The following is an 18989-nucleotide window of genomic DNA, read 5'->3' as shown; positions in this document are numbered from 1 at the left end:
GTTGCGCTCGAGCCGGGCGCCCAGGCCGGTGATTGACGACGCGGCGGCGCAGGTTCGAGCCGGATCAAAACCGTTACCTCTTATGCGGCGCCGCCGGCGCCTCGTTCGCGCGAGCGGCTATACACCGAATGCCTGTCCCTGGACGTGGCTGTCTGCCACTCGGCGCACCGTCGAGCCGAATTTTCGTGGATGCGGCCGCTTGCCGTCTCTCAGCGGCACTGCGCTGTCCGTGGTGCGCTGCTGATTGTACAGCTTCAAAGTCGCCAGCCTCGTCGACCGGCGAACGCCCGCCGGCAATGGAGTCGAGCAAGTTTACGCCGACTTGAAATTCCGCCTACATGAATGAAAGATAGGCTGCGCGGCGGCTTACGGTCTATCTTTTTTTGGCTTGCAGAGCGCGTGACACCGGGCGCGGACGGCATGCCGTGCCTTTCGGCAATGTCATGGTTGGTAATACGCCCGTTACCTTGTTGGCTAGCGTAAGCCGATGTTCAGGTCATGCGCGAACGGCGCGCTTCCCGCGTGGTTATGGCGGTTTTCCAGAGTCGATGCGCTAAAGTCGCATCTTCTCCCGTCTTCGCGCGCGCCCGCCATGCTGGAACTGGACCATTTCGACCTCGCCCTGCTGGACGTCCTGCAACGCTTCGGGCGCGCGACGCATCAGCAGCTCGGCGAGCAGGTGCCGCTGTCGCCGTCGCAGATCGGACGGCGCTTGCAGCGGCTCGAAGCCATCGGCGTCATCGAAGGCTACCGCGTGATGTTGCGGCCTGAGAAGCTTGGGCTCGGCGTGACCGCGTTCACCAGCCTCAAGCTGAAGCATCACAGCGATTCGGTGATCGAGCAGTTCCAGCAGGAAATCGACACGCTGCCCGAAGTGCTCGAATGCCACGCGACCGTCGGCGATGCGGATTATCTGCTGCGCATCGTCGCGCCGGATCTGAACGCGCTTTCCGGCTTCGTCATGAAGAAGCTGATGCGCGTGCCGGGCGTCGACAGCGTGCGCTCGAACATCGTGCTCACGACGTTCAAGCGCAACGGCCCGTTGCCGCTCGCTCACCTCGCGGCGGACGCGTCCTGACCGGCGTTCAGCAGATCGACATACGCGACCGGCACGAGATCCGCCGCGCCCACGCCGAGGCGCTCGAACATGGCGTGCGCTTCCGCTTCGCCGCCGGCCTCGTCGTCGTCCTGCCCGAGCAGCACTTCCAGTTCGACGAAATCGCCGAGACCGTCCACGCGATCCAGATGAATGCGCGTGCGCCCGACCAGAAACACATGCCGCTCCTTCGAAACGATGCCGCGCGTGGTGAGCGCCTGCGCGAGCAGCGCGTGCATGGCTTCGGGGTTCGTCACCGGGCTGCGCGAGTAGTACGAGACTTTCGGGCCGTCGCGGTCGTCGCGCTGATAGAAGATCAGTTCGGACGGCGTGCCGTCGTCGAACTGGCGCAGCTTCAGGCGGCCGGTCGGCACGTCGTAGAAAAAGTCCTGTTGGCGAAACACGAGCGGCGTATCCGTGGCGAGCGCGGCAGCGCGTTCCCGCAGTTGGTCGAATTGATGCGCGCGTGCCTTGATTTCGATGTTGCGTGCCATGAACGAGGTCTCCGGTTGTCCTTCGGGTGAGGGCGCAACAGCGAGACTAGCAAAGAATCCGTGAAGCTTGGGTTACACGGACCACTGTGAATCGATCAGGCGCAGCGCCGCCGCGATGGCCGGTTCCTCGCGACGCTCGGCGAGCGCGACGAACGAAAGCTGCGTCGGCACGGTGACGCCCTCGACGATCGTGAGCGCGTGCGCATGCGCCTCCGCAAGCGCGATGGAGTCCCGCGCGAGCGACAATCCCACGCCCGATTTCACGAGATCGAGCATCGACGGCTCCTGATCCACTTCCGCGACGATCACCGGCGTCGCGCCCGCCTCGCGGAACACGCGCGACAGCAGACGGTTATGTGCGGATTCCGGCGGCGTCCAGATCCACGGCAGCTTGGCGAGCGTCGCCCACGCGCGCTTGCCCTTGTTCACGCGGTTGTGCCAGCCGGCCGGCGCGAGCACGCGATACGAGAACGGCGTGAGCCGCACAACATGAAAACGCTCGCCGTCGCGCGAACCGTCTTTTGTCGGATCGCCGATGTAATAGCCGACGTCCAGCTCGCGCGACCGCACGCGTTCCAGCACCCAGCCCGACATGCCGTGACGCAGCGCCGTTTCGATGCGCGGATGCGCTTCGCCCAGTTGCCGCAAAAAGCCGCCGAGCCGCAGGAACTCCGGATCGAGAATAGTCCCGATGCGCAGCGTTCCGCTGACGTCATGCCGCAGCGCAGCGGCCGCGCGCTGCACGTCGGCGGCGGCGGCGAGCGCGCGTTCGGCGTGCGGCAGCAGGGCTTCGCCATCGCGTGTCAATAAAAGACCATGCGACGTCCGCGCGAACAGCACGACGCCCAGCGTCTCCTGCAAGTTTTTGATCTGCAGGCTGACCGCCGGCTGCGTCAGATGCAGTTGCGCCGCGGCGCGCGTGAGGTTGCCTTCACGCGCCACGGTCAGAAACGCGCGGAGCAGGGTGTAGTCCATCGGCTGATATTAGCGCGTCTTATATCGCTCTTGAACATATCTCATTGGATCGGCGGACGGCGACCGCAGTACGCTTGGAAGAAAGGCGCAGACAAAGAGACACGCAGACGCCACGCAGAACAGGAGACACGTCATGAAACAGAACGCCCGCAAGCTCGAAGGCGAATTCGACTACATCATCGTCGGCGCGGGCACGGCCGGATGCGTGCTCGCCAATCGCCTCACCGAAGACCCCGACGTTACCGTGCTGCTGCTCGAAGCAGGCGGCAAGGACGATTACCACTGGATCCACATTCCGGTCGGCTATCTGTACTGCATCGGCAATCCGCGCACGGACTGGCTGTACAAGACGCAAGCCGAACCCGGCCTCAACGGACGCGCGCTGTCGTATCCGCGCGGGCGCGTGCTCGGCGGCTGCTCGTCGATCAACGGCATGATCTACATGCGCGGCCAGCGCGAAGACTACGACGAGTGGGCGCACATCACGGGCGATTCGAACTGGTCGTGGGATTCGGTGCTGCCCGTTTTCATGCGCAGCGAGGATCACCACGGCGGGGCGAATCCATGGCACGGCGTGGGCGGCGAATGGCGCGTCGAGAAGCAGCGGCTCAAGTGGAAGATCCTGGAGACGTTCGCGCAAGCCGCGCAGCAAAGCGGCATTCCCGCCACCGACGACTTCAATCGCGGCGACAACACAGGCGTCGGTTACTTCGATGTGAACCAGCGCGGCGGCATTCGCTGGAATGCAGCGAAAGCGTTCCTTCGCGAGGCGATGAAGCGCCCGAATCTCACGACGATCACCGGCGCGCACACGCAACGGCTCGTGTTCGAAGGCACGCGTTGCGTGGGCGTGGAATATCGCGGCGACGATGTCGAGTACATTGCGAAGGCGCATCGTGAGGTGGTGCTGAGCGCAGGCGCGGTGAACTCGCCGCAGATACTGGAACTCTCGGGCATCGGCAATGGCGCGCGCTTGCAGCGGCTCGGCATCGACGTAGTGCGCGATCTGCGCGGCGTCGGCGAGAATCTGCAGGATCACTTGCAGTTGCGCATGGCGTACAAGGTCAACGGCGTGCGCACGCTCAACACGCTTTCGGCGCGCTGGTGGGGCAAGCTTTTGATCGGCATGCAATACGCGTTCATGCGCAGCGGTCCCATGTCGATGGCGCCTTCGCAACTCGGCGTGTTCGCCAAGTCTGATCCGGACGATGCATCGATCAAGCGGCCCGATGTTCAGTATCACGTGCAGCCGTTGTCGCTCGAACGCTTCGGCGAGCCGCTGCATGCGTTTAATGCTTTTACGGCGTCGGTTTGCAATCTGCGGCCGACATCGCGCGGAAGCATCCATATCACGTCGCCGGATGCGCATACCCCGCCGCTCATCGCGCCGAACTATCTCTCGACCGACCGCGACCGCGAAGTGGCCGCGAACTCGCTGCGTCTCACGCGGCGCATTGTCAGCGCGCCGGCGTTGGCGCGCTATGCGCCGGAGGAGATTCTGCCGGGCGTGCAGTATCAAACAGAAGAAGAACTCGCAAAGGCGGCGGGTGATATCGGCACGACGATCTTTCATCCGGTCGGCACATGCCGCATGGGCATCGACAACGATCCGGGCGCGGTCGTCGACAGCCGCTTGCGCGTGCTCGGCGTGCAGGGTTTGCGCGTAGTGGATGCATCGGTGATGCCGGTCATCACTTCGGGCAACACCAATTCGCCGACGTTGATGATCGCCGAACGCGCGAGCGACATGATTCGCGAAGACCGGCGCGCGGTGCGGTCGCAAGAAGTCATCGCGGCGGCGCTCGCATAGCCTGAAGCCGTCGTGCAGCACGTGTCATGCCTTCGACGCGTGCAGCGACGGCACTTCGAGGCTTGCATGAGTCAGTGCAAATCCCTTAGTGCAAATCCCAATGATTGCGCTGCATCATTGGCGCGACAATGGCCCCGGATCACGTGATGCTCGCTGTTTGTCGCGCCTGCTTTCCTGCGGTGCGCAACCGGCTACGAAGCGAAGCGGCATCGTGACGGAGACACCGTCCGGTGCGCGCGACAGAAAAATAAAGCGCAGGCGAACACATCGTTCAGCGCCTCACTTCGCATGGAAGGGGACATGATTCTCGGCGACACCATTCTGGAAACGCGAGGGCTCACGAAAGAATTCAAAGGCTTCACGGCCGTGAATGACGTGAACCTGCGCGTGCGTCGCGGTTCGATCCACGCGCTGATCGGACCGAACGGCGCGGGCAAGACCACTTGCTTCAATCTGCTCACCAAATTTCTCGAACCGACTGCGGGCCAGATCGTCTTCAATGGCACCGACATCACGCGTGAGCGCCCGGCGCATATCGCGCGGCGCGGCATCATCCGCTCGTTTCAGATTTCCGCTGTGTTTCCGCATCTGACCGTGTTGCAAAACGTGCGTATCGGCTTGCAGCGGCAACTCGGCACGTCGTTCCAGTTCTGGCGCAGCGAACGTTCGCTCGACGCCTTGAACGATCGCGCGATGGACCTGCTCACGCAAGTCGGCCTCACCGATTTCGCGGATGTGAAGACCGTCGAGCTTTCGTACGGCCGCAAGCGCGCGCTCGAAATCGCCACGACGCTTTCGATGGAACCCGAACTCATGTTGCTCGACGAACCGACGCAAGGCATGGGACACGAGGACGTGGATCGCGTGACCGCGCTCATCAAGAAGGTATCGGCGGGACGCACCATTCTCATGGTCGAGCACAACATGAACGTGATTGCCGGCATCTCCGACACCATTACCGTGCTTCAACGCGGCGAAGTGCTCGCGGAAGGCAGCTACGCGGAAGTATCGAAGAATCCGCTCGTGATGGAAGCCTACATGGGCAGCGCCGACGCGGCGCTCACCGGAGCGCACGCATGAGCACGATCGCGGAAGAACGCCGCTCGCGCGAGGCGAACGGCGCGGCGGGGAATGCGCCGGCGCTGGAAATCGAAGGCTTGCAGGCGTGGTACGGGGAATCGCACATTCTGCATGGCGTGGATCTGAAGGTGAATCGTGGCGAAGTCGTCACGCTGCTCGGCCGCAACGGCGCGGGACGCACGACGACGCTTCGCGCCATCATGGGTTTGACCGGGCGGCGCACCGGCTCGATCCGCGTGGGCGGACGCGAGACCATTGGGCTGCCCACGCACAAGATCGCGCATTACGGGGTCGGCTATTGTCCGGAGGAGCGCGGCATTTTTTCGAGCCTGTCGTGCGAGGAGAACCTGCTCTTGCCGCCGCTCATTGGCGATCCGAAACAGGCAATGTCGCTCGACGAGTTGTACTCCATGTTCCCGAACCTCAACGAGCGGCGCGCGAGCCAGGGCACGCGTCTGTCGGGCGGCGAACAACAGATGCTCGCCGTCGCGCGAATCCTGCGCACGGGGGCGAACCTTCTGCTTCTCGATGAAATCTCCGAAGGCCTCGCGCCCGTCATCGTTCAGACACTCGCGCGCATGATCCTGATGCTCAAGTCGCGCGGCTACACGGTCGTGATGGTCGAGCAGAACTTCCGGTTCGCAGCACCGCTCGCGGACCGCTTCTATGTGATGGAACACGGGAACATCGTCGAGCATTTCGGCGCGGGGGAACTCGAAGCGAAGATGCCGGTTCTGCACGAACTGCTCGGCGTGTGAGAACGCGTCGCGCAGGCAGCACGGCAATGCAAGCAACACCAGCAGCGCAGCAACAATCAAAAACTCATGGAGACTGGAATGAAAAAGAAGACCCTCGCGCGCCTCTCTACTCTTTGCTTTGCGGCTGCGGCGGCGAGTGTGACGCTCATTAGCAGCGGCGCGCAGGCTGCTGATGGCAATAGCGTCAAGATCGGGTTCGTCACCGACTTGTCGGGCCTCTATGCCGACATCGACGGACAAGGCGGGCTCGAAGCCATCCGCATGGCGATCGCGGACTTCGGCGGCAAGGTGAACGGCAAGCCCATCGAACTCGTGTATGCGGACCATCAGAACAAGGCGGATATCGCGGCATCGCGCGCGCGTGAGTGGATCGACCGCGACGGCGTGAACGCGATCATCGGCGGCACGAACTCGGCCACCGCGCTCTCCACCGCGCAAGTCGCGGCGGAAAAGAAGACGCCGTACATCAACATCGGCGCGGGCGCGGACAACCTCACGAACGAACAGTGCTCGCCGTACACCGTGCACTACGCATACGACACGATGGCGCTCGCCAAAGGCACCGGTTCCGCGGTGACGAAGCAGGGCGGCAAGACATGGTACTTCCTGACCGCCGACTACGCGTTCGGCAAGGCGCTGGAGAAGAACACGTCGGATGTCGTGAAGGCGAACGGCGGACAGGTGCTCGGCACGGTGCGTCATCCGCTGTCGGCGTCGGACTTCTCGTCGTTCCTGTTGCAGGCGCAGGGATCGAAGGCGCAAGTCCTGGGTCTGGCGAACGCCGGCGGCGACACGATCAATTCGATCAAGGCCGCAAAGGAATTCGGCATCACCAAGTCGATGAAAATCGCCGCGCTGCTGATCTTCCTCTCCGATATTCACAGCCTGGGACTTGAGACGACGCAAGGTCTCGTCGCGACGGATAGCTGGTACTGGAACAAGGACGACAAGACGCGCGAGTGGGCGAAGCGCTACTTCGCGAAGATGAAGAAGATGCCGACGAGCCTGCAAGCCGCCGACTATTCCGCCGTCACGACGTACCTGAAGGCCGTGCAGGCCGCCGGCACGACGGACAGCGACAAGGTCATGGCGCAGATGAAGAAGGCGAAGATCGACGACTTCTACGCGAAGGGCTACGTTCGCGAGGACGGCGCGATGATTCACGACATGTACTTGATGGAAGTGAAGAAGCCGTCGGAATCGAAGGAACCGTGGGACTACTACAAGATCACGGCCACCATTCCGGGCGATCAGGCGTTCGGCACGAAGGCCGAGTCGCGCTGCGCGGCCTGGAAGTAAGTTTCTCGGCGACTGACGCCGCAAGCGGTCCCGCGCGACTGCTTGCGGCCATGCTTCGATCCAACCCTCGGCAGGTTCAATGGAAATATTCGGCATCCCGCTCGCCGCGATGATGAGCCAGTTGCTGCTCGGACTGGTGAACGGTTCGTTCTACGCGATCCTGAGTCTCGGGCTCGCGGTGATCTTCGGCTTGCTCAACGTCATCAACTTCGCGCACGGCGCGCTCTTCATGCTGGGCGCCATGCTCGCGTGGATGGGCTATTCGTACTTCAACGTCCCGTATTGGGCGATGCTGCTGCTCGCGCCGATCATCGTCGGCTTGCTGGGCGTGGTCATCGAGCGATCCATGCTGCGCTGGCTGTACAAGCTCGACCATTTATACGGGCTCCTGCTGACTTTCGGGCTGACGCTCGTGATCGAAGGCGTGTTCCGTTCCATCTACGGTTCGTCGGGCCAGCCGTACGACGTGCCGTCGCTCCTGTCCGGCGCGACGAATCTCGGCTTCATGTTCCTGCCGAACTATCGCGCGTGGGTCGTGGTGGCGTCGCTCGTCGTGTGTTTCGCGACGTGGTTCGTCATCGAGAAGACGCGCATCGGCGCGTATCTGCGCGCGGGCACGGAGAACCCGAAGCTCGTCGAAGCGTTCGGCGTCAACGTGCCGCTGATGATCACGCTGACCTACGGCTTCGGCGTCGCGCTCGCGGCGTTCGCGGGCGTGCTGGCCGCGCCGGTCATTCAGGTATCGCCGCTCATGGGCCAGTCGATGATCATCACCGTGTTCGCGGTCGTGGTGATCGGCGGCATGGGCTCGATCATGGGCTCGATCCTCACGGGCCTGCTGCTCGGCGTGATCGAAGGCTTCACGCGCGTGTTCTATCCGGAAGCGTCCGCGACGGTCGTCTTCGTCATCATGGCGCTGGTGCTGCTCGTGCGCCCGGCGGGACTCTTCGGCAAGGAAAAATGATGCAGAGAAAAGTGCTCTACGCGCTGTTGCTGGTCGCGTTGATCGCGGTGCCGTTCGCGGGCGTGTATCCGGTCTTCATGATGAAGGTGCTCTGCTTCGCGCTCTTCGCGGCGGCGTTCAACTTGCTGATCGGCTATACGGGCTTGCTGTCGTTCGGGCACGCGATGTTTCTGTCGAGCGCGGGCTACACGGCGGGCTATGCGATCCAGACGCTCGGCTTCACGCCCGAGCTCGGCATCGTGCTCGGCACGGCGGTCGCGACGCTGCTCGGCGTGATCGTCGGACTGCTCGCGATCCGGCGGCAAGGCATCTATTTCGCGATGGTCACGCTCGCGCTCGCGCAGATGGTCTACTTCGTGTTCCTTCAAGCGCCGTTCACGCACGGCGAAGACGGCTTGCAAGGCGTGCCGCGCGGCAAACTGTTCGGCGTGCTCGATTTGAGCAGCGACGTCACGCTCTATTACGTCGTGCTCGTGTTGATGCTGCTCGCATTCGCGCTGATCGTGCGCATCGTGCATTCGCCTTTTGGGCAGGTGCTGATCGCGATCAAGGAGAACGAGCCGCGCGCGGTCTCGCTCGGTTACGACACCGCGCGTTACAAGCTGCTCGCGTTCGTGTTGTCGGCGGGGCTCGCGGGCCTCGCGGGCGCGACGAAGACGCTGGTGCTCGGCTTCGAAACGCTCGGCGATGCGTACTGGACGATGTCCGGCCTCGTCGTGCTGATGACGCTCGTCGGCGGCATGAGCACGATGTTCGGGCCGCTGCTCGGCGCCGCCATCATCGTGGCGCTGGAAGACCGGCTCGGCGATATCGGCGCGGGCATCGCGAAGGTGACGGGTGTCGCGTGGTTCAACTCGCTCGGCGAATCGGTGACTATCGTGACGGGCATCATCTTCATTGCGTGCGTGCTGGCGTTCAGGCGCGGCATCGTGGGCGAAATCGTCGCGCGGGTGAGGCCGTTGCAGGGATAGGATTTAATTTGGTATCCGAAATAAACGTGATCAGCAAGCCGGTAGTTAACGGCGCATGAAGCGCCCTTTTAAGGTGCTTGTATGCACCACTAGGGTAAATGCTAGGTTGTGGCGAAATGATACGGCCATTAATATCCGTCCTAGTTCTGAAGCACCCAGATTTTTGAGGTGGAGAACGAGGAGACATGAGGCACGAAGTGCCCGAGACGAAAGGCGCTGTTGGATGAGTCCAACGGCGCCTTTTTATTTTCCGGTCGATAATCTGAATCGCCTGACGGATTCATTCGCGCCGCGCATCGAGCGCGATTCATCGGTCAGAGCATAGCCACTAAAACGTCTGCCGGATGTGGCCGAAACGCTTGATGCGTGGCGCTTGCATGGCTACACTGCATTTCCCGACTCTTCGGTCGGCGATTCGCAACAGATAATCCGCAGTAAAGAATCAGGCGTTACTTCTATTCGGACACACGATCGACGGGGTGGAAATCAATGAAGTGGGCATTACGCTGTAAGGCGGTCGCAATGGCCGTCGCGGGATTATCGGCGGTATTCAGCACTCAGGTTTTTGCAGACGTGAAAATAGGCGTGACGGTATCGGCCACGGGGCCGGCCGCATCGCTCGGCATTCCCGAAAAGAACACCATCGCGTTATTGCCGAAGGAAGTCGCAGGGCAGAAAGTGCAGTACATCGTTCTGGATGACGCCACCGATTCCACGCAAGCCGTCAAGAACGCGCGCAAGCTCACGAGCGAAGATCACGTCGATGCGCTGATCGGTTCCACGGTCGTTCCGAACTCGCTCGCGATGATCGACATCGCCGCCGACACCACCACGCCGATGATCTCGATGGCCGCGGCCGCGAGCATCGTCGAACCGATGGACAGCAAGCGCGCGTGGGTCTTCAAGACGCCGCAGAACGACATTCTCATGGCAACGGCCATCGCGCAGCACATGTCGAATCACGGCGTGAAGACGGTGGCGTTCATCGGCTTCTCGGACGCGTACGGCGAGAGCTGGTTCAAGGAGTTCTCGAAGGCGGCGGACCTCGCCAAGATCCGCGTCGTCGCCAATGAACGCTTCGCGCGCAACGACGCGTCGGTCACCGGCCAGGTGCTCAAGATGATGTCGCAGAACGCGGACGCGGTGCTGATCGCGGGCGCGGGCACGCCGGCCGCGCTGCCGCAGAAGACGCTCAAGGAGCGCGGCTACAAGGGCAAGATCTATCAGACGCACGGTGTCGCGAACAACGACTTCCTGCGCGTATGCGGCAAGGATTGCGAAGGAACGTTCCTGCCCGCCGGGCCGCTGCTCGTCGCCGAACAACTGCCGGACAGCAATCCCGTGAAGCAGGCCGCGCTGACCTACAAGAAGGCGTACGAAGGCGCGTATGGCGCGGGATCAGTGTCTACGTTCGGCGGTCACGCCTGGGACGCGGGCCTGATTCTGCAACACGCGATTCCGGTCGCGCTGAAGAAGGGGCAGCCGGGCACACCCGCGTTTCGCGAGGCATTGCGCGCGGCGATCGAAGACACGAAGAATCTCGCGGCATCGCACGGCATTTTCAACATGAGCGCGAACGACCACTCGGGCCTCGATCAGCGGGCGCGGGTGATGGTGGAGATCGTCGGCGGCAAGTGGAAGCTCTCGGGCAACTGACCGTCGATATGTGAGTCGATTCCAACCAAGGCGCGTTTCAACGAACGCGCCTTTTTTTCGTTCGAACGAAGAGGGCGCGAAGCCGCGCGCGGCGGCCCGATTGGTCAGGGAAAACGAGCCTAGGCATGCGCCGGGGCGCTCCATAGATTGAGGCGGCTGAATCGCCGGGGTTATCGATAAGCATTCGCAGCAGCGCACCACGGGGGTGCGCCAAAAGCAAGATCGCGTTTGGAGACGAGCAATGAAAACGAAGAAAGCATGGGTCAAGAGCAGCATTGCGCTGGCAGTCGCCGGCAGCGCGATGCTCGGCGCGGGCGCAGTGTTAGCGCAAGTGAAGATCGGCGTGACGCTGTCGGCGACGGGGCCGGCCGCATCGCTCGGGATTCCCGAGAAAAACACCGTCGCGCTGCTGCCGAAGGAAATAGGCGGCAAGTCGGTCGAATACATCGTACTCGACGACGGCACCGACACGAGCCGCGCCGTGCAGAACACGCGCAAGCTGATCGACGAAGATCACGTCGATGCGATCATCGGCTCGACGGTCACGCCGAATTCGCTCGCGATGATCGATCCGGCGTCGAGCGCCAAGACGCCGATGATCTCGATGGCCGCGTCCGCGTCGATCATCGCGCCGATGGACGCCAAGAAAGCGTGGGTCTTCAAGACGCCGCAAAACGACGCGCTGATGGCCGACGCGATCGCGAGTCACATGGAAAAGCACGGCGTGAAGACGGTGGGCTTCATCGGCTTCGCGGATGCGTACGGCGACGGCTGGTACTCGGTCTTCAACGCAGCGGCGGCCGCGCACAAGCTGAAGATCGTCACGAACGAGCGGTACAACCGTCCCGATACATCGGTGACGGGTCAGGTGCTGAAGACGATGGGCGCGAATCCCGATGCCGTCCTGATTGCGGGCGCGGGCACGCCGGCCGCGTTGCCGGCCAAGACGCTGAAGGAGCGCGGCTATAAGGGCAAGGTGTATCAAACGCACGGCGTCGCCAATAACGACTTCTTGCGCGTGTGCGGCAAGGACTGCGAAGGCGAGATTCTGCCGGCCGGACCCGTGCTCGTGACCGAGCAATTGCCGGACAGCAATCCGGTGAAGAAGTCGTCGGCTGCGTACAAGAGCGCGTATGAGAAGGCGTACGGCGCGGGCTCGCTCTCGACCTTCGGCGGCCACGCCTGGGATGCCGGACAGATGCTTGCCCGCGCGATTCCCGAGGCGCTCAAGAAGGGCCAGCCGGGCACGCCCGAGTTCCGCGAGGCATTGCGCGCGGCGCTGGAGAACCTGAAGGACCTGCCGGTCTCGCACGGCATCATGAACACGACGCCGAACGACCACAACGGCTTCGACGATCGCGCGCGCGTGATGGTGCAGATCGTCGACGGCAAGTGGAAGCTGCTGAACGACTGACCGCGCAGGGCAATTTCAAGACAGAAGAGCGGCGCGCCGGTGGTGCGCCGCTTTTCCCATGTTCATCGGCCGATTACGGCCCTCACGTTTCGAAGAAGCTCTGAAGAGGAAGTATGGACTTATCGATTGCGGCGATTCTCGCGCAAGACGGCATCACGACGGGCGCCATCTACGCGTTACTTGCGCTCGCGCTTGTGCTGGTGTTTTCCGTGACGCGCGTCATCTTCATTCCGCAGGGCGAGTTCGTCGCCTATGGCGCGCTCACGCTGGCGGCGCTGCAAACGCAGAAGCTGCCCGCGACCTGCTTTTTGCTCATCGCGATGGGCGTGGGCTGCTTTATCGCCGAAGTCGCGGGTATCGTGCGGCATCCGGCGCGGCATGATCGGATAGGGCGGCTCCTGGCCGTGCTCGCGGGCAAGTATCTGCTGTTCCCGGTCGCGGTGTGGGCGCTGACCCAGGCGGTGTTCGCACAGACGCTGCCGATGCTCGCCCAGATCGCGCTGACGCTTTTAATCGTCGTGCCGATGGGACCGTTCGTGTACCGGCTAGCGTATGAGCCCATCGCGGAGGCGAGCACGCTGCTGCTGTTGATCGTCGCGGTGGCCGTGCACTTCGCGATGGTCGGGCTCGGGCTCGTCATGTTCGGCGCGGAAGGTTCACGCACCACCGCGTTTTCCGACGCCAGCTTCAACGTCGGCAGCGTGTCGATATCGGGGCAGAGTCTGTGGGTCGTCGGCACAGCGCTCGTGCTGATCGTCGCGTTGTACTTCTACTTCGACCGCTCGATTTCCGGCAAGGCGTTGCGCGCGACGTCGGTGAACCGGCTGGGTGCGCGACTCGTCGGCATCGGCACGGCGCAGGCCGGGCGTCTCGCGTTCACGCTCGCGGCGGGTCTCGGCGCGCTGTGCGGCGTGCTGGTCGCGCCGATCACGACCATCTACTACGACTCGGGATTCCTGATTGGTCTGAAGGGTTTCGTCGGCGCGATCGTCGGCGGTCTCGTCAGCTATCCGCTGGCCGCGGCCGGCTCGCTGCTCGTCGGGCTGCTGGAGTCGTATTCGTCGTTCTGGGCGAGCGCCTACAAGGAGGTCATCGTCTTCACGCTCATCATTCCGGTGCTGTTATGGCGAAGCCTGGCCAGCCCGCATTCCGACGAAGACGAGGAGTAAGCCATGACCTTTCTCCATCGATATCGCTTCTTCTGGCTGTTCCTGCTCGTCGTCTTCGCGCTGCCGGTGCTGCCGGGGCCGGTCGCCGTGCCGGAATACTGGATCACGCTTCTGAACTACATCGGCCTGTATTCGATTGTCGCGATCGGGCTGGTGCTTCTGACCGGCATCGGCGGCATGACGAGCTTCGGACAGGCGGCGTTCGTGGGTGTCGGCGCCTACGCGACCGCGTTTCTGACGACGCGCTATGGCGTCTCGCCGTGGCTCGCGCTGATCGCAGGCGTCGTGCTGACAGCGTTTATCGCGCTGCTGCTCGGCCTAATTACGATGCGGCTGTCCGGGCACTTTCTGCCGCTGGGCACAATCGCGTGGGGGCTCTCGCTGTTCTATCTCTTCGGAAATATGGAACTGCTGGGCAAGTACGACGGCATCAACGGGATTCCGGTGCTGAACCTGTTCGGCTGGCAGCTCGAATCGGGGCGCAGCATTTACTACCTGATCTGGGTCGTGGTGCTGCTCGCGGTCGTGTCTGTTCAGAATCTGCTTAATAGTCGCCCCGGCCGCGCGATTCGGGCGCTGCGCGGCGGCGGCATCATGGCCGAAGCGATGGGCGTCAACACGGCCTGGATGCGTGTCGTCATCTTTATCTACGCGGCGGTGCTCGCGGCTATCTCGGGCTTTCTCTACGCGCATTTGCAGCGCGCCGTGAATCCAACGCCGTTCGGCCTCAACCACGGCATCGAATTCCTTTTCATGGCGGTTGTCGGCGGGGTGTCGCATGTGTGGGGTGCAATTTTGGGGGCGACGATCCTCACCGTGCTGCAGGACTATCTCCAGACGCTGCTGCCGAAGCTTATCGGCGCGAACGGCAACTTCGAGATCATCGTTTTCGGAGTCGTGATGGTCCTGCTATTGCAATACGCGCGGCAGGGCGTATGGCCATTCGTAGCACGTGTGTTTCCGCGAGGGCCGCGCGCGCACGCGCCGGACCACGGCGAGTCTTTGCCGCAGCGCAGCAAACCGGCGGCGGGCGAGCCGCTGCTGATCGTCAATACGGCGCGCAAGCAGTTCGGCGGCCTCGTTGCCGTGAACGACGTCAGTTTCGATGTGAAAGCCGGCGAGATCGTCGGCTTGATCGGGCCGAACGGGGCCGGCAAGTCGACCACGTTCAATCTCGTCACGGGCGTACTGCAGGCGACGAGCGGGGCGATCACGTTCCACGGCGAGCGCATCGACAAGCTGACGTCTCGGGAGATTGTGAAGCGGGGCATCGGACGAACGTTTCAGCACGTCAAGATGCTGCCTGGCATGACCGTGCTGGAGAACGTGGCGATCGGCGCGCATCTGCGCGGCAACACTGGCGTCTGGCGCAGCGTTGTCCGACTCAACGCGGCGGAGGAAGCGCGACTAATGTTCGAAGCGGCGAAGCAGATCGCTCGCGTCGGGCTGGAGAAGCATCTCTACGCCGAGGCGGGCAGTCTCGCGCTCGGTCAACAACGGATTCTCGAAATCGCGCGGGCGCTGTGCTGTGACCCGACTTTGCTGTTGCTCGACGAGCCGGCGGCAGGGCTTCGTTATCAGGAGAAGCAGCAACTGGCCGACTTGCTCCGGAAACTGCGGTCGGAAGGCATGAGCATCTTGCTGGTGGAACACGACATGGACTTCGTGATGAACCTGACCGACCGGCTCGTCGTCATGGAGTTCGGTACCAAAATCGCCGAGGGCTTGCCGAAGGACGTGCAGGAGAACCCGGCTGTGCTCGAAGCTTATCTTGGCGGGGTAGAGTAATGGCTGAAACCATTCTTGAAGTCAGCGACCTGTCCGTGCGTTACGGCAAGGTCGAAGCCCTGCACAACGGAAAGCTGCAAGTAGCCGCCGGGCAGATCGTATCGGTCATCGGACCGAACGGCGCCGGGAAGTCGACGCTGCTCAACGCCATTATGGGCGCGTTGCCGCAGAGCGGCCATGCGAAGGGCGTGGTTCGCTGCATGGGCGATGATGTGTCGGCGCTGGCGATCGAACGGCGCGTTTCACGTGGAATGTGCCTCGTGCCGGAAAAGCGCGAGCTCTTTTCGACGATGACGGTGGAGGACAATCTCGTGCTTGGCGCATACCGCCGTAAGCGGGCGGGCGAGCGCGATTACCTGGATCAGTTGAGCCACGTTTTCGAATTGTTTCCCCGGCTCAAGGAGCGACGCAAACAGGCAGCGGGGACGCTCTCCGGCGGTGAGCGGCAGATGCTCGCTGTGGGCCGGGCTTTGATGGGGAAGCCGCGGCTTCTGATGCTGGACGAGCCGAGCCTCGGACTCGCGCCGTTGATCGTCAAGGAAATCTTCCATATCGTCAGCGCGCTGAAGCAGACCGGAGTCGCCACGCTTCTGATCGAGCAGAACGCTCGCGCCGCGTTGCAGATATCTGACTATGGATATGTGCTCGAGACCGGCGAGTTCGCCTTGGAAGGGGAGGCGGAAAGTCTGCGGCACAATCCGCGGGTGATCGAGACGTACTTGGGACTGGCGAAAAAGGCGGCGTAACGTTTCAGTCGGGGCAACTTCTGATGGCGTGTTTCACGTGAAACACGCCATTTTTTTCGGCCGTACGTACGGGCGTCGAAAACGACGGCGCGCGATGCCTATATAATCTTGCGATATTCCTTCTTCGGTTCGTGTCGTCCGCACACGAAATCTCCATGCTTTATCCCACAGAATTTGACGTGATCGTCGTTGGCGGCGGTCATGCAGGCACTGAAGCCGCGCTGGCTTCGGCAAGAATGGGCTGCAAAACGCTGCTTTTGACCCATAACATCGAAACGCTCGGGCAAATGAGCTGCAATCCGTCGATTGGCGGTATCGGCAAGGGTCACCTCGTCAAGGAGGTCGACGCCCTCGGCGGTGCGATGGCAGCGGCCACCGACGAGTCCGGCATCCAGTTCCGCATCCTCAATTCGTCGAAGGGCCCGGCCGTGCGTGCCACGCGTGCCCAGGCGGATCGGGTGCTCTATAAGCAGGCTATCCGGCATCGGCTCGAAAACCAGCCGAACCTTTGGCTGTTCCAGCAGGCGGTCGATGACTTGATGGTCGAAGGCGACCGCGTGGTCGGCGCTGTGACGCAAGTAGGACTGCAGTTTCGCGCGCGGGCAGTCGTGCTCACCGCCGGGACGTTCCTCGATGGGAAGATTCACGTAGGTCTGAATCACTACGTCGGGGGGCGGGCGGGCGATCCGGCCGCAGTCTCGCTATCGGCGCGCCTGAAGGAGTTGAAGCTGCCGCAAGGGCGGTTAAAAACGGGAACGCCGCCGCGTATCGACGGGCGGACGATCGACTTCTCCGTACTGGAGGAGCAGCCCGGCGACCTCGATCCGATTCCGGTCTTTTCCTTCTTGGGACGCGTCGAGCAGCATCCGCGGCAGATGCCCTGCTGGGTGACGCACACGAATTCGCGCACGCACGACATCATTCGTTCGGGACTCGACCGCTCGCCGATGTACACGGGCCTTATCGAAGGCGTCGGGCCGCGTTATTGTCCGTCCATCGAGGACAAGATTCACCGGTTCGCCTCCAAGGACGCGCATCAAATCTTCCTCGAGCCCGAAGGGTTGACGACCAACGAGTTTTACCCGAACGGAATCTCCACCAGCCTGCCGTTCGACGTACAGCTCGAACTCGTCCGGTCTATGCGTGGCTTGGAACACGCCCATATTCTGCGTCCGGGCTACGCGATCGAGTACGACTACTTCGATCCGCGCGCTTTGAAGGCGTCGCTAGAGACAAAAGCGATCAACGGCCTGTTTTTCGCCGGGCAGATCAACGGCACGACGGGCTACGAAGAGGCTGCGGCGCAGGGGCTGTTGGCCGGCATCAATGCGGGATTGCAGGTTCAAGGGAAGGACGCGTGGTGTCCACGGCGGGATCAAGCCTACCTCGGCGTGTTGGTCGATGACCTTGTGACGCGCGGGGTGTCGGAGCCGTATCGCATGTTCACGAGCCGCGCCGAGTATCGGCTGTCGCTCCGCGAAGACAACGCAGACATGCGATTGACTGAAATCGGCCGCGAAATCGGCGTCATTGACGACGGGCGCTGGGACGCGTTCAGCCGAAAGCGCGACGCTGTTTCACGTGAAACAGAGCGGCTGCGTTCGACATGGGTCAACCCGAAGACGTTGCCGGCGGAAGAAGCGACCGCGTTGCTTGGCAAGCCGATTGACCACGAGTACAGCTTGGCAGACTTGCTGCGTCGCCCCGGCGTGTCGTACGACGGCGTTTGCGCGCTGCGCGGCGGCACGTCCGGTCCCGACGCTCCGCTTGCAGACGATCCAGTCCTTCTCGAGCAGATCAAGGAACAGATCGAGATCGGCGTCAAATATCAGGGCTACATCGAGCGGCAAGCCGACGAAATTGTACGCAACGGCGCGCAGGAGAACACGCGTTTGCCCGAAGGCATCGACTATAACGACGTCCGAGGCCTGTCATTCGAGGCGCGCCAGAAGCTGATGCAACATCGTCCGGAGACGATTGGGCAGGCGTCGCGGATCTCGGGCATCACGCCCGCTGCTATCTCGCTGCTCATGGTTCATCTGAAACGCGGGCTCGGCCGTCGGGGCAAGGGGAGCAGTGGCGACGAGCAGACGCCTACGACGTCGGCGGTGCAATGACGGATCTCGCTGCGTTGTTGAATGAGGGCGCCGGCGAGCTAAGCGTCGCGCTCTCCGACGAACAGAAACAGAAGCTGCTCGACTATGTCGCTCTGTTGAGCAAATGGAACGCGGTATACAACCTGACTGCGATCCGCGATCCACGGCAGATGCTCATCCAGCACATCCTGGATTCGCTCGCGATCGTGCCCGCAGTCTCGAGCCGAAACGCATCGACGTTGCTCGACGTGGGTTCGGGAGGAGGTCTGCCGGGCATCGTGCTGGCCATCGCGTTACCGGACCTGCACGTAACGCTGAACGACATCGTTCATAAGAAAACGGCATTCCAGTCGCAAGCGAAAGCCCAGTTGGGACTGACGAATTTGTCTGTTGTGACCGGCCGCGTCGAAACGCTGAGGCCGGGAATCGACGTGCCGGAAAAATTCGATGTGATCGTCTCTCGCGCGTTCGCAGAGCTCACGGATTTCGCTACACTTGCCCGACATCTGGTTGCGGACCACGGTTGCATCCTTGCGATGAAAGGCGTGAAGCCCGACGCAGAAATCGCGCGCCTGCCGCAGGGCGCGGCCGTCAGAAGTATCGAGCGCCTGGCGGTGCCGTTCCTCGACGCCGAGCGACATCTCGTCGAGATTCGATTCGATGCGTGAGCCCC

16 protein-coding genes are annotated in these 18989 nt (G+C 62.6%); 14 read left to right on the top strand and 2 right to left on the bottom strand.

The genetic code is table 11. The features are described from left to right. Positions 1–592: 592 nt before the first annotated feature. Entirely contained in the window at positions 593–1078 is a 486-nt protein-coding gene (locus HWX53_RS01230) for an Lrp/AsnC family transcriptional regulator (protein ID WP_175938702.1), read from the top strand. Here HWX53_RS01230 and HWX53_RS01225 read toward each other — a convergent pair. After that, positions 1054–1590: a class IV adenylate cyclase gene (locus HWX53_RS01225; protein WP_175938700.1), complete on the bottom strand. Its 537-nt coding sequence runs from the start codon at positions 1588–1590 to the stop codon at positions 1054–1056. The two genes, HWX53_RS01230 and HWX53_RS01225, sit on opposite strands and share 25 nt — an antisense overlap. A 72-nt stretch (positions 1591–1662) precedes the next feature. Then, on the bottom strand, positions 1663–2565 hold the full coding sequence (locus tag HWX53_RS01220) for a LysR family transcriptional regulator (protein ID WP_175938698.1): 903 nt from the start codon (positions 2563–2565) through the stop codon (positions 1663–1665). Between the two features lie 133 nt (positions 2566–2698). Between HWX53_RS01220 and HWX53_RS01215 the strand changes: the two genes are divergently transcribed. The 13 genes from HWX53_RS01215 to rsmG all read left to right on the top strand — a co-directional run bounded on the left by HWX53_RS01215 (position 2699) and on the right by rsmG (position 18984). Beyond that, a complete protein-coding gene (locus tag HWX53_RS01215) occupies positions 2699–4375 on the top strand; it encodes a GMC family oxidoreductase N-terminal domain-containing protein (RefSeq protein WP_175938696.1) in 1677 nt (558 codons plus the stop codon). A gap of 300 nt (positions 4376–4675) precedes the next feature. Then, the gene (locus tag HWX53_RS01210; protein WP_175938694.1) at positions 4676–5455 is read left to right on the top strand and encodes an ABC transporter ATP-binding protein; all 780 of its coding nucleotides are present in this window, start codon (positions 4676–4678) and stop codon (positions 5453–5455) included. Beyond that, positions 5452–6213, top strand: coding sequence for an ABC transporter ATP-binding protein (locus HWX53_RS01205; RefSeq protein WP_175938692.1), 762 nt, complete (start codon positions 5452–5454; stop codon positions 6211–6213). Before HWX53_RS01210 ends, HWX53_RS01205 begins: the two co-directional genes overlap by 4 nt. Positions 6214–6291: 78 nt before the next feature. Continuing rightward, positions 6292–7512, top strand: a complete 1221-nt coding sequence (locus HWX53_RS01200) for an ABC transporter substrate-binding protein (RefSeq protein WP_175938690.1) — start codon at positions 6292–6294, stop codon at positions 7510–7512. Positions 7513–7591: 79 nt separating this feature from the next. After that, positions 7592–8476 (top strand): branched-chain amino acid ABC transporter permease, encoded by an 885-nt coding sequence (locus tag HWX53_RS01195; RefSeq protein WP_175938688.1) that lies wholly within the window; start codon positions 7592–7594, stop codon positions 8474–8476. Next, entirely contained in the window at positions 8476–9447 is a 972-nt protein-coding gene (locus HWX53_RS01190; RefSeq protein ID WP_175940556.1) for a branched-chain amino acid ABC transporter permease, read from the top strand. The genes HWX53_RS01195 and HWX53_RS01190 overlap by 1 nt, the downstream gene beginning before the upstream one ends. A gap of 489 nt (positions 9448–9936) precedes the next feature. Next, a complete protein-coding gene (locus HWX53_RS01185) occupies positions 9937–11103 on the top strand; it encodes an ABC transporter substrate-binding protein (protein ID WP_175938686.1) in 1167 nt (388 codons plus the stop codon). Positions 11104–11344: 241 nt separating this feature from the next. After that, positions 11345–12517: an ABC transporter substrate-binding protein gene (locus HWX53_RS01180; protein WP_175938684.1), complete on the top strand. Its 1173-nt coding sequence runs from the start codon at positions 11345–11347 to the stop codon at positions 12515–12517. A gap of 113 nt (positions 12518–12630) precedes the next feature. Next, entirely contained in the window at positions 12631–13686 is a 1056-nt protein-coding gene (locus HWX53_RS01175) for a branched-chain amino acid ABC transporter permease (protein WP_175938681.1), read from the top strand. 3 nt (positions 13687–13689) lie between these two features. After that, a complete protein-coding gene (locus tag HWX53_RS01170) occupies positions 13690–15474 on the top strand; it encodes a branched-chain amino acid ABC transporter ATP-binding protein/permease (protein WP_175938679.1) in 1785 nt (594 codons plus the stop codon). Then, the gene (locus HWX53_RS01165; protein ID WP_175938677.1) at positions 15474–16220 is read left to right on the top strand and encodes an ABC transporter ATP-binding protein; all 747 of its coding nucleotides are present in this window, start codon (positions 15474–15476) and stop codon (positions 16218–16220) included. Before HWX53_RS01170 ends, HWX53_RS01165 begins: the two co-directional genes overlap by 1 nt. A 155-nt stretch (positions 16221–16375) precedes the next feature. Then, a complete protein-coding gene (gene mnmG / locus HWX53_RS01160; RefSeq protein WP_175940555.1) occupies positions 16376–18337 on the top strand; it encodes a tRNA uridine-5-carboxymethylaminomethyl(34) synthesis enzyme MnmG in 1962 nt (653 codons plus the stop codon). Continuing rightward, complete coding sequence (gene rsmG, locus HWX53_RS01155; protein WP_175938676.1) at positions 18334–18984, top strand: 16S rRNA (guanine(527)-N(7))-methyltransferase RsmG; 651 nt, start codon at positions 18334–18336, stop codon at positions 18982–18984. Before mnmG ends, rsmG begins: the two co-directional genes overlap by 4 nt. The last annotated feature ends 5 nt before the right edge of the window (positions 18985–18989 follow it).

This window comes from Caballeronia sp. BCC1704 (assembly GCF_902833455.1).
Lineage (GTDB): Bacteria > Pseudomonadota > Gammaproteobacteria > Burkholderiales > Burkholderiaceae > Caballeronia.
This window is presented reverse-complemented; position numbering and strand designations above follow the sequence as displayed.